This is a genomic window from Caulobacter sp. P1_B12_2, assembly GCF_056406675.1.
In genome coordinates this window covers 1-9,878 of sequence record NZ_JBFTZS010000149.1, presented here as the reverse complement: position 1 = coordinate 9,878, position 9,878 = coordinate 1, and the positions used below count along the sequence as shown (strand labels likewise).

14 protein-coding genes are annotated in these 9,878 nt (G+C 68.4%); 6 read left to right on the top strand and 8 right to left on the bottom strand.

What is annotated here, in order from left to right; all coding sequences use genetic code 11:
- Positions 1-101: 101 nt before the first annotated feature.
- A complete protein-coding gene (locus AC1DZ6_RS11315) occupies positions 102-854 on the bottom strand; it encodes a Crp/Fnr family transcriptional regulator (protein ID WP_477097278.1) in 753 nt (250 codons plus the stop codon).
- A gap of 130 nt (positions 855-984) precedes the next feature.
- Here AC1DZ6_RS11315 and AC1DZ6_RS11310 point away from each other — a divergent pair, with 130 nt between their 5' ends.
- A complete protein-coding gene (locus AC1DZ6_RS11310) occupies positions 985-1,533 on the top strand; it encodes a hypothetical protein (protein ID WP_477097277.1) in 549 nt (182 codons plus the stop codon).
- A gap of 142 nt (positions 1,534-1,675) precedes the next feature.
- Here AC1DZ6_RS11310 and AC1DZ6_RS11305 read toward each other — a convergent pair whose 3' ends face one another.
- Positions 1,676-1,885: a hypothetical protein gene (locus AC1DZ6_RS11305; protein ID WP_477097276.1), complete on the bottom strand. Its 210-nt coding sequence runs from the start codon at positions 1,883-1,885 to the stop codon at positions 1,676-1,678.
- A gap of 157 nt (positions 1,886-2,042) precedes the next feature.
- On the opposite strand from AC1DZ6_RS11305, the gene AC1DZ6_RS11300 reads away from it, so the two are divergent.
- The 3 genes from AC1DZ6_RS11300 to AC1DZ6_RS11290 are packed head-to-tail and all read left to right on the top strand — an operon-like array spanning position 2,043 to position 3,936.
- The gene (locus tag AC1DZ6_RS11300; RefSeq protein WP_477097275.1) at positions 2,043-2,468 is read left to right on the top strand and encodes a TIGR02301 family protein; all 426 of its coding nucleotides are present in this window, start codon (positions 2,043-2,045) and stop codon (positions 2,466-2,468) included.
- A gap of 48 nt (positions 2,469-2,516) precedes the next feature.
- Positions 2,517-3,479, top strand: a complete 963-nt coding sequence (locus tag AC1DZ6_RS11295) for an SPFH domain-containing protein (protein ID WP_477097280.1) — start codon at positions 2,517-2,519, stop codon at positions 3,477-3,479.
- Between the two features lie 4 nt (positions 3,480-3,483).
- Positions 3,484-3,936 (top strand): NfeD family protein, encoded by a 453-nt coding sequence (locus tag AC1DZ6_RS11290; protein ID WP_477097274.1) that lies wholly within the window; start codon positions 3,484-3,486, stop codon positions 3,934-3,936.
- A 184-nt stretch (positions 3,937-4,120) separates the two neighbouring features.
- On the opposite strand, the gene AC1DZ6_RS11285 is transcribed toward AC1DZ6_RS11290, so the two are convergent.
- Both AC1DZ6_RS11285 and AC1DZ6_RS11280 read right to left on the bottom strand, forming a co-directional pair.
- Entirely contained in the window at positions 4,121-4,882 is a 762-nt protein-coding gene (locus AC1DZ6_RS11285; RefSeq protein ID WP_477097273.1) for an ABC transporter permease, read from the bottom strand.
- Positions 4,879-5,802, bottom strand: a complete 924-nt coding sequence (locus AC1DZ6_RS11280) for an ABC transporter ATP-binding protein (RefSeq protein WP_477097272.1) — start codon at positions 5,800-5,802, stop codon at positions 4,879-4,881. Before AC1DZ6_RS11280 ends, AC1DZ6_RS11285 begins: the two co-directional genes overlap by 4 nt.
- Before the next feature lie 218 nt (positions 5,803-6,020).
- Here AC1DZ6_RS11280 and AC1DZ6_RS11275 point away from each other — a divergent pair, with 218 nt between their 5' ends.
- Both AC1DZ6_RS11275 and AC1DZ6_RS11270 read left to right on the top strand, forming a co-directional pair.
- Positions 6,021-6,623 (top strand): hypothetical protein, encoded by a 603-nt coding sequence (locus AC1DZ6_RS11275; RefSeq protein WP_477097271.1) that lies wholly within the window; start codon positions 6,021-6,023, stop codon positions 6,621-6,623.
- Positions 6,624-7,169 carry a hypothetical protein gene (locus AC1DZ6_RS11270; protein ID WP_477097270.1) on the top strand — a complete coding sequence of 182 codons (546 nt, stop codon included), beginning with the start codon at positions 6,624-6,626 and terminating at the stop codon, positions 7,167-7,169. It begins immediately after the preceding gene.
- A 46-nt stretch (positions 7,170-7,215) separates the two neighbouring features.
- On the opposite strand, the gene AC1DZ6_RS11265 is transcribed toward AC1DZ6_RS11270, so the two are convergent.
- From AC1DZ6_RS11265 to AC1DZ6_RS11250, 4 genes are all read right to left on the bottom strand, one after another.
- Entirely contained in the window at positions 7,216-7,647 is a 432-nt protein-coding gene (locus tag AC1DZ6_RS11265; RefSeq protein ID WP_477097269.1) for a hypothetical protein, read from the bottom strand.
- Positions 7,647-8,654, bottom strand: a complete 1,008-nt coding sequence (locus AC1DZ6_RS11260) for a phosphotransferase family protein (RefSeq protein ID WP_477097268.1) — start codon at positions 8,652-8,654, stop codon at positions 7,647-7,649. Before AC1DZ6_RS11260 ends, AC1DZ6_RS11265 begins: the two co-directional genes overlap by 1 nt.
- Complete coding sequence (locus AC1DZ6_RS11255; RefSeq protein WP_477097267.1) at positions 8,651-9,751, bottom strand: Rv3169 family protein; 1,101 nt, start codon at positions 9,749-9,751, stop codon at positions 8,651-8,653. The genes AC1DZ6_RS11260 and AC1DZ6_RS11255 overlap by 4 nt, the downstream gene beginning before the upstream one ends.
- 4 nt (positions 9,752-9,755) lie before the next feature.
- Positions 9,756-9,878 (bottom strand): hypothetical protein (locus AC1DZ6_RS11250; RefSeq protein ID WP_477097279.1); only part of this gene is annotated, 123 nt, incomplete at its 5' end.

Below are 9,878 nucleotides of genomic sequence, written 5' to 3'. Positions count from 1 at the left end.
GGTGAGGAGAAGGTCAGCGCGGTTGCTCCTCCCTCGCRAAGCGGGGGAGGTGGCGCGATGCGAATACGCATCGTGACGGAGGGGGCGTCAGGCCGCCGTACCTACGTCTTCACCTCAGGCAGCATCCGCTGAAAATGCGCCTCGACCTGCGCGTGGCATTCACACGCCCGGCGCTCCAGCCGCGGCTGGTCCAGGATCTCGATCCGCCCGCGCCCCGTGCGGATCAGACCCTCGTCCTGCAGGGCCTTGGCAACAGCGGTGACGGTGGTGCGCTGCACGCCCAGCATGTCGGCCAGGGTCTCCTGGGTCAGGCGGATGGTGGCGTCGTTGGCCCGGTCGTGGGTCGACAGCAGCCAGCGGCACATGCGCTGGTCGATGCTGTGCAGGGCGTTGCAGGCCGAGGACTGCATCATCTGGGCCAGCAGGACGTCGGCGTAGCGGGCGAACAGGTCGGCCAAGGCCGGCGAGCGCAGCTTGGCCTCTTCCAGCTTGTTGGTGGGAATGCTGAGGGCCTGGCCCGGAATGCGGACCACGGCGCGGCCGTAGGCGGGCTTGAAGCCGGCGCTGACGATGCCGCCGATGGCCCCCTCGCGGCCGATCGAGGCGACCTCGATCTCGTCGCCGTCTCGGGTGACGACCAGCAGCGAGGCCATGGACGAATAGCAGGGCAGGACGGTGCAGATCACGTCCTCGCCGGCCTCGAACAGGGTCTGGCCGGTGGTCAGGGTCAACGGCGTCAGATGCGGCGCCAGCATCGCCAGGTCGCCGGGACGCAGAGCGGCCAGCAGGCGGTTGCCCGCGCAGCCGGGGGGCAACGCGGTGCTCATGACGGGTAGTTCAGCGGTGTCGGCCATGTTCGCCTCCCGGAAGACAGCCAAGCTCATCGCTAACAAAGCGCGCGACGGCCCGAACAGTTTCCTGTCGACGCCGATCGGGTTCGGAGTCACGCTCCGGTGACGCTTGGCTCTTTGGGGGAAGACATCAATGCGGGACCGCGCCGTCGTCCGACATCGCCTAAGCCAGTACAGCGCCCTGTGGCTGGGCGGGTTCCTGCTGGTCCTGATCCTCGCCGCCGGCGCCAGCCTGGTGTTCGGGCAGGACCTGATCGACGTGGCCGACCTGGTCCTGCCGGCCGCCTTCGTCCTGCTGGGCGGGGCCATGGCTTACGGCGTCGGGGCCACGGCGATGTCGCGGGCCGGCCTGGCCACCAAGAGCCTGGTGACGGCCCTGGGTCTGGTGCTGCTGCTGCCTTTGCTGTGGGCTCCGGTCCTGGCGGTTCTGGTGACGGCGGCGATCGGCGGCGTGGTGATCGAGTATTCCACGGCCTATGCCGGGTTCCGGATCGTCGTCAGCCAGATCATCTATCCGCTGGTCTCGCTGTTCACCGAAAGCCCGCTGGCCACGGCCGTGTGGGCGATCTTCCAGGTCGCGGCGTCGGTGATCGGCTTCCTGGCCTCGATGGTCCAGGTCTGGAAGGCGGTGCGGGGCTTCCTGTACAGCGGCGACGGCGACGGCGACGTCGAGACGGCCTAGGCCCCAAAGATTGTCATCCCGGACGTAGCGAAGCGAAGATCCGGGGCCGATCCGAAGCGCTGAGCTCAGGCGTCGGTCCCGGATCGGCGCGCTGCGCGCTTGTCCGGGATGACAAACGTATTGGGATGTTGCGCGCCGAGCCTCAGCTCAGCAGCGTCGGCTTCAGCAGTTCGCCGGTCTCGTCCTGCAGGTGCATGCGCACCGGAAGGCCCACGCCCGTGGCCTGTTCGGCCAGGCGGCGGGCCGCGGTTTCGGCCTGGCGGCGGGTGGCGTAGGCGCCGACCCGAAGCTGGTCGCCGATGATGGCCCAGGTTTCTCCGACGCGAACCACGCCGTAATGCACTTCAGTCATGTCGACCTCCCTGCGCGTGTTGTTCCCCACGTTATCCACAGGGTCGCTCCGATCCGTGGCCATCGCAAGGCCTATCGGAGTCTTGGTTTGGCCACGCGGTTCGCTTAAGGCGCGCGGAACGGTGACAGCAACGCCGGCAGCGGAGATAGTGCGACGCATGAAACGCCTGCCGCTCAACGCCTTGCTCGCCCTCGCCGTCCTGGCGCCGACCAGCGCCGCCCTGGCCCAGGACCGCGCGCCCGTGGAGCGCCAGACCCTGCTCGACCTGGCCTTCACCCTGGGTGAAAGCCACGCCCTGCGGCAGGTCTGCGAGGGGGGCGGCGACCAGTACTGGCGCTCGCGCATGGTCCGGCTGACCGAGGTGGAAAAGGCCGACCAGGCCTTCGACGCCCAGCTGCGCGACAAGTTCAACATAGGCTTCGCGGCGCGCCAGGGCGAGTTCCCCGGTTGCGACGACGCCAGCCGCCAGGCCGAGCAGGCGGTGGCCCGCAAGGGGCAGGCCCTGGCGGCCAAGCTGTCCCGGTCGATGCGGACCCGGACGCCGGCCGACGAAGCGCCGCCGGAAACCGTGGCGGACAACTGAGCCACGCGTTAGAGTCTCCCCCATCGGTTGTGGGAGGCTTTTGAAGTGTTGTCTTACCTTGTTCCGCTGGTGCTCGTGGCGCTGGCGATCTTCCTCGTCGTCAACGTCATCAAGATCGTGCCTCAGGGCCGCGAGTTCACGGTCGAGCGGTTCGGCCGCTACACCCGCACTCTGAAGCCCGGCATCAGCATCCTGACCCCGTTCGTCGAGGCGATCGGCCGGCGGGTGAACATGATGGAGCAGGTGCTCGACGTCCCCCAGCAGGAGGTCATCACCAAGGACAACGTCTCGGTGAAGGTCGACGCCATCGTCTTCATCCAGGTGATGGAGGCCTCGCAGGCCGCCTATCGGGTCGACAACCTGATGTACGCCATCACCCAGCTGACCCAGACCAATCTGCGCACCGTGGTCGGCTCGATGGAGCTGGACGAGGTGCTGAGCCAGCGCGACCAGATCAACACCCGCCTGCTGACCACCATCGACGCGGCGACCCACCCCTGGGGTGTCAAGGTGGCGCGCATCGAGATCAAGGACCTGACGCCGCCGGCCGACATCACCAACGCCATGGCCCGGCAGATGAAGGCCGAGCGCGAGCGCCGGGCGGTGATCACCGAGGCCGAGGGCGAGAAACAGGCCCAGATCGCCCGCGCCGAGGGCCAGAAGCAGTCGGCCATCCTGCAGGCCGAGGGCCGCCGCGAAGCCGCCTTCCGCGACGCCGAGGCCCGCGAGCGGGAAGCCGAAGCCGAAGCGAAGGCGACGGCCTTCGTCTCGGAAGCCATCGCCAAGGGCGACGTCAACGCCATCAACTACTTCATCGCCCAGAAATATGTCGAAGCGTTCGGCGAGCTGGCCAAGTCGCCCAACGCCAAGACCGTGATCGTGCCCGCCGACTTCGCCGGCCTGACCGGCACGGTGGCCGGCGTCGCCGAGCTGGTGAAGACCCTGGGCGGCAACGGCGGCGCGGCGGCGCGCACCGTGGTCCCGCCGACCAAGCCCCCGCGCGGAGTCTGACGCCATGCACGGCCTGACGCTGTTCTATGCGACCCATCCGTTCTGGGTCTGGCTGGCGGTCGCGGCGGTGTTCCTGGCGGTCGAGGTGGCCACCGGCACCGGCTGGCTGCTGTGGCCGGCCGCGGCGGGCCTGCTGGTCGGCCTGCTGACCCTGATCGTCGCGCCCGGCCTGCCGATCGAGCTGGGCCTGTTCGCGGTGTTGACCATCGCCGCCACCTATCTGGCGCGGCGGTTCCTGAAGCCGGTGCTGGAGTCCGACGGCCCGGACGTCAACGACCCGTCGCTACGCCTGGTCGGCCGCGACGGCGAAGCGCTGGACGGCTTCGCCAACGGCCGTGGCCGGGTGTTTGTCGACGGCAAGGAATGGGCCGCGGTGGTCCAGGATGGCGAACCGCCGGCGGCGGGCCAGCGCGTGCTGGTGGTGGCCGTCGAGGGCACGGTGCTGACGGTCAGATAAACCCCTCTCCCAAAGGGAGAGGGAGGGACCCAAGCGAAGCTTGGGAGGGTGAGGGGTTAGGCCGTCCGACGGCGTGCCGGCAGGGCGCTTGTGAGAAATCGGTGAGGGTGTAACCCCTCACCCTCCCAACCGCTTCGCGGTCGGACCCTTCCCTCTCCCCTCCGGGAGAGGGTTTTCTGCCCCCCTACACCTTCAGCCGATACCCGGTCTTGAACACCAGCCACACGGCCGTCAGGCACGCGACCAGGAAGCAGAGCGTGGCGGCGAGGCTGACCGCCGGGTTCAGGTCCGACACCCCGTAGAAGCTCCAGCGGAAGCCGCTGACCAGGTAGACCACCGGGTTGAACAKGGTGATCTTCTGCCAGATCGGCGGCAGCATGCTGATCGAATAGAAGCTGCCGCCCAGGAAGGTGAGGGGCGTGACCACCAGCATCGGCACGATCTGCAGCTTCTGGAAGTCGGTCGCCCAGACCCCGATGACGAAGCCGAACAGGCTGAAGGTCACCGCCGTCAGCACCAGGAAACCCAGCATCCAGAACGGGTGCAGGATCTCGTAGGGCACGAACAGTCGCGCCGTGGCCAGGATCAGCAGACCCAGACACACCGACTTGGTCGCCGCCGCCCCGACATAGCCGATCACCGTCTCGATCCACGAGACGGGCGCCGACAGCAGTTCGTAGATCGTGCCCGCCCACTTGGGCATGTAGATGCCGAACGAGGCGTTGGAGATGCTCTCGCCCAGCAGCGACAGCATGATCAGGCCGGGGATGATGAAGGCGGCGTAGCTGACCCCGTCGATGGCCTGCATCCGCGAACCGATCGCCGAGCCGAACACCACGAAATACAGCGACGTCGACAGCACCGGCGAGATAACGCTCTGGGCCAGGGTGCGGAACCAGCGGGCCATCTCGAAGCGGTAGATGGACTTGATCGCGTGGATGTTCATTTCGCGTCCCTCACCAGGCTGACGAAGATCTCTTCCAGCGAGGATTGGCTGGTGTGCAGGTCCTTGAAGTCGACGCCCTGTTCGGAGAGCCGCCGCAGCAGGCCGGCGATTCCGGTCTCCTCGGCCTGGGCGTCGAAGGTGTAGACCAGCTCGTGGCCGTCGGCGGCCAGTTCGAGGGCGTAGTCGGAAAGCTTGTCGGGGATGGCGGTCAGCGGGTTCTGCAGCTGCAGGGTCAGCTGCTTCTTGCCCAGCTTGCGCATGAGCACGTCCTTGTCCTCGACCAGGATGATCTCGCCCTTGCTGATCACCCCGATCCGGTCGGCCATCTCCTCGGCCTCCTCGATATAGTGGGTGGTCAGGATGATGGTGACGCCGCTTTCGCGCAGCTTGCGCACCATCTCCCACATGTCGCGACGCAGCTCGACGTCGACGCCGGCGGTGGGCTCGTCCAGGAACAGGATGGTCGGCTCGTGGCTCAGGGCCTTGGCGATCATCACCCGCCGCTTCATGCCGCCCGACAGCGTCATGATCTTGGCGTCCTTCTTGTCCCACAGCGACAGGTCGCGCAGGACCTTCTCGATGTGGGCGTCGTTGCGCGGCTTGCCGAACAGGCCGCGGCTGAAGGTGGTGGTGGCCCAGACGGTCTCGAAGGCGTCGGTGTTCAGCTCCTGCGGCACCAGCCCGATCTTGGCGCGGGCGGCGCGGTAGTCCTTGATCACGTCGTGGCCGTCGGCCGTCACCGTGCCGGTGCTGGGATTGACGATGCCGCAGATGATGCTGATCAGCGTGGTCTTGCCGGCCCCGTTGGGACCCAGCAAGGCGAAGATCTCGCCCTGGCGGATGTCGAGATCGATGGTCTTCAGGGCCTGATGGCCGGAAGCATAGGTCTTGGTCAGACCGGAAACGGAAATGATCGGCATGGGGCCCCTAGGCTGCGGCCGTCCCTCCCTGGAACCGGGCCGCCTGAGCCAGATGGGGCGGGCGCGGGGACTTGGCTAGGGCTTATGAGGGATATGAGCGGAAGTTTGTGGCGCGCGACGCGCCGCCGTCCGGTCTTGCGACCGCAACCTGCGCTACGCCGGGCAACTTTACCGGTGCTGGGCGTCATGTTACGGCGAAGCTTGGGGGGACGATTCTGATGTTGGCGACAGCTGTTATTGTGTGCGCCTTGGCGTCCGCCGGGCTCGGTCAGGTCGATGCTAGCGTATCGGCTTCGGCCGGGGCGTCGCAGGCCCCGGCATCGCCTTCACAGGCGTCGCCCGCGCCGGTGCTGCGATTGGCCGCCGGCTCCCAGGTCGAGGTCGAGCTCGTCGACGCCCTGAGTTCCCGCGTCAACAAACTGGGCGACAAGTTCACGATCCGCCTCACCCAACCGATCTCCAGCCAGGGCGCCGATGTCGTCGCCGCAGGCGCCACGGGCCAGGGCGAAGTTATCGACGCCGCCCGTGCCGGGATGGGTGGCAAGCAAGGCAAGCTCATCATCTCCGCCCGCTTCATGGACCTGAACGGGCGACGTGTCCGCGTCCGCGGGATGACGTTCATGGCCGCCGGAAAGAGCCGCGTCGATCTGGCGACAGGAGTGCTGCTGGTGCCCTACGCGGGCATGGCGGCGGTGTTCATCCAGGGCGGAGAGATCGAAATGCCCGCAGGCGCGCGGGCCACGGTTCGGCTGGCCGAAGACCTGGAACTGCCGGTCGGCGCGACATCTCCATCAACGACTGAAGAAACGGGAAAGTTCTAAGTGAAAAAGCTTCTACTCGCGGCCGGGGCCGCTCTCTCGCTTGCGTTCGGCGCGTCGGCCTTCGCTCAGGAAGCGCCGCAAAGCGCGCCCGCGCCGGTTCCGGAAGCCGCCGTTGCTCCGGCCCCGGACGCGGCTGCAGCTCCAGAAGCTGCGCCGCCGGCGGCCGCGACCAGCGAGTCGAGCAAAGGACGCATCTACTTCTTCCGGCCGGGCCGCCTGCCCGGGGCGATCTACACCTATCACATCGTCGAGGTGGGCGATGACGGCAAGCCCGCCAAGGACGCGGCGGAGCTGGGCGACCTGCCGAACGGCGGCGCCTTCACCATCGAGGTCGAGCCCGGCATCCACAGCTACAACATCACCGGCCCGATGGCGGTCAACAAGGCCGAGGATCGGCTGCGGCTGGAAGTCGAACCGGGCGAGACCTACTACGCCGAGCAAACCGTGCGCATGGGCATGGTGACGGGCGGCTTCCGGCTGGTGCCGGCGGACGAGGCCCGGTTCAAGGGCTCGAAGGTCAAGCTGGACAAAGGCAAGAAGAAGTAGCTTCGCCAGTCCGGCCCAGRTCGGGGCGATGGTCGAGCGGTAGAGGCTACCGCGCCGGCAACGGCGGCAGGTCCAGCCTCCGCCGCTCGGCCATCTCGCCGTACAGCCCGATGATCGCCCGGTGTCGGTCTACGTCATCGGCCGCCTCCACCGCCTCGTGCAGGGCGATCAATCCCCGGCGCAGCGCCGCGTTGGCGCGGTCGAGGGCTTCCAGCGACAGGTCCGTGGGGCCGATGGAGGCGACCTCGGCGTACTGGACGCCATAGACGTCGGCCGCCTCGGCCAGCACGGCGGCGATGGCCGCGTTCTCCCAGACCCGAGCCGTGGTCCCGCGCTCGACCTCTTGCGCGGCGAGAAGCGACAGCAAGGCGATCACCCCGACGCGGCCGGTCATGAACTCGCCTTGCGACTCCACGGGGGCGGGGATAGCCAGGCACATGAAATTGCCGCGCAGGATGTCGGGCAGGGCCGGGGTCATCAGATCGCCTCCAGCGCGGCCAGCCGCGCGGCCAGGATCAGGTCGTGCCGTCGCGCCGTATACCAGCCCGAGATCGCCAGGATCGGGTCGGCGAAGCCGCCGTCGCGATATTCCTTGGCCGCCGAAGTCCAGATCGCCTGGCCCTTCACGGCGTTGAACAGCGACCACCAGGCCAGGGCCTCGGGGTCGACCGTCAGGCCGCTGGCCGCCTCCCACAGGGCGATCGCCTCGGCCTGGGGAATGAGACCCGCCACCTTGCCTTCGTCGAAGTGGTTCCACAGCGGATCGAAGGCCCAGCCCAGGTCCTCGATCGGATCGCCCAGATGGGCCATCTCCCAGTCGAGGATGGCCAGGATCGTCCCCGCCCCGTCATGCATGAAATTGCCGGACCGATAGTCGCCGTGGACGATGCTCACGCGCTGGGCCGGTGGCGGCGGATGCCGATAGAGCCAGCGGATGGCGGCGCGGACRATCGGCTGCGGATGCTGCTCGTCGGCCTCGATCACGGCGGACCAGTGGTCCAGGGCGATGCGCCAGCAGTCCTGCGGCGCGGGGGCCTGCGCGGCCTCACGGATCGGCGCGCCTTCGTGGTTCAGCGCCGCCAGCTTGCCCAGGGTGGTGAAGAACTGCTGGCCCAGCGCGGCCGCGTGCTCGCCGTAGGGATCGAACACGAACGGCGAGGGCACGGTCCCGCCGTCGATCCGCTCCATCAGGAAGAACGGCCGCTCCAGCGCGCCGCCGTCCTCGTCCAAGGCGATAGCCTGGGGGACGGGCACATGGCCGTGGACGGTGCGATAGGCCAGGAACTCCAGCCGGCGGTCGGTCTCGATCAGGCTGCCGGGCGGGTCGCGGCGCAGGATCATGCCGCGGCTCACCCCGCCCGTACCGGCGTCCAGGCGATAGGTCTCGCGGCTGGCCCCGCCCGGGATGCGCGACAGGTTCGACACCGTCGTCGGCGCGCCCCACAGGTCGGTGAGGTAGGTTTCCAGTGCGGCCTGCAGGCTCATGGGGCCATGTCCAGGATCGACCTGAAGCCCGACGGCGCGTGCGGCCCCAGGGCCAGTTGCTCGAACACCCCGCGCCCGACCTTCGTCGTCCCGTCGGCCCCGCGCCAGGTCACTTTCGACAGGGCCTGGACGTGCAGGTGGAAGGGCAGGGCGCGGTCCAGGTCGGCCAGGACCAGGTCCTCGCGCTCGACCTTCAGCTTGCCGTGGTTCAGGCCGTGACCCCAGGCCGGATGGCCGTAGCCCAGGCCCAGCATGAAGAACTCGGCCTGGGGCTCGATGACGATCTCGCCGCCGTCCGGCAGGCGGATCGTTCCTCGCGTCGCGTGTCGGGTCCCCGGGCGCCAGTCGACGCCGTAGTCCACCGCGTCGAAGTCGGTCGCCTCGTCGCGCGCCGAGCCCAGCGGCGCCCAGACGGCCCGCCGGTTCCAGGCCCGGCCGTGCTCGTCGTCATTGGTGTGGAAGAACAGGTCGCCGTCCGGAAAGGCGCAGGGGGTCCACAGCCAGAAGAACTGCGGCAGGACGGCCGGGGCCAGCTCCTGCGGATCGCGCGCGCCGATCGGCCGCACGCCCCACGAGCGATCGCGCGTGCCGACAAAACCGGCCAGGTCGTGACGCACGCCGTCGACCTCGATCCAGCCGGTGTAGGACCCGTTCTGGGTCAGGCGGGTGTAGTCCAGTAGGGTGCGCGGCCCGATCCGGCGGGTGAAGCGCGGCTCCTCGATCGGGAAAGACCGGCCCTCGAAGGTGACTTCCGCGCGCAGGCCCTGATCGGACGCCTCGACCGTGATCCGCAGGCGGCGCAGCGGCTCCAGCACCTCGATGGTGACCGGACCGACGGTGAGGTCCATCCGCTCCATCTCCAGCCAGCGGCTGGCGTGCAGGTTCACCTGGCGGCCGTCCTTCATCCAGCAGAAGGCGGCGTCGGCGATGTTGAGATGCGGATAGACCCCGAACGCCGCCGCGAAGAAGGCGTCGCTGTCCCCCTCCGCCGCGTAGCCGTTGAAGAAGTAGCGGTCGTAGAAATTGCGGTCCGTGCCGGCATAGGCCACCGGCTCGGCCGTCTGGTGGATCGGATAGTCGTCGCCCCGGGTCAGCATCGGCCTAGGCCGTCCCGCCCGGCGTGAACTCCACCTCAAGCTTGCTGATGGCGTGGACGAAGTTGTTGGGGGCGATGTCGATCTCGCCGGTCCAACGGATGTCGGGGAAGCGGCCCAGGATCTGGCG

Bases quoted from the DNA above. Each gene is read 5' to 3' on its own strand.
- AC1DZ6_RS11315 (WP_477097278.1), bottom strand. From the start codon at position 854: ATGGCCGACACCGCTGAACTACCCGTCATGAGCACCGCGTTGCCCCCC.
- AC1DZ6_RS11310 (WP_477097277.1), top strand. From the start codon at position 985: ATGCGGGACCGCGCCGTCGTCCGACATCGCCTAAGCCAGTACAGCGCC.
- AC1DZ6_RS11305 (WP_477097276.1), bottom strand. From the start codon at position 1,885: ATGACTGAAGTGCATTACGGCGTGGTTCGCGTCGGAGAAACCTGGGCC.
- AC1DZ6_RS11300 (WP_477097275.1), top strand. From the start codon at position 2,043: ATGAAACGCCTGCCGCTCAACGCCTTGCTCGCCCTCGCCGTCCTGGCG.
- AC1DZ6_RS11290 (WP_477097274.1), top strand. From the start codon at position 3,484: ATGCACGGCCTGACGCTGTTCTATGCGACCCATCCGTTCTGGGTCTGG.
- AC1DZ6_RS11280 (WP_477097272.1), bottom strand. From the start codon at position 5,802: ATGCCGATCATTTCCGTTTCCGGTCTGACCAAGACCTATGCTTCCGGC.
- AC1DZ6_RS11275 (WP_477097271.1), top strand. From the start codon at position 6,021: ATGTTGGCGACAGCTGTTATTGTGTGCGCCTTGGCGTCCGCCGGGCTC.
- AC1DZ6_RS11265 (WP_477097269.1), bottom strand. From the start codon at position 7,647: ATGACCCCGGCCCTGCCCGACATCCTGCGCGGCAATTTCATGTGCCTG.
- AC1DZ6_RS11255 (WP_477097267.1), bottom strand. From the start codon at position 9,751: ATGCTGACCCGGGGCGACGACTATCCGATCCACCAGACGGCCGAGCCG.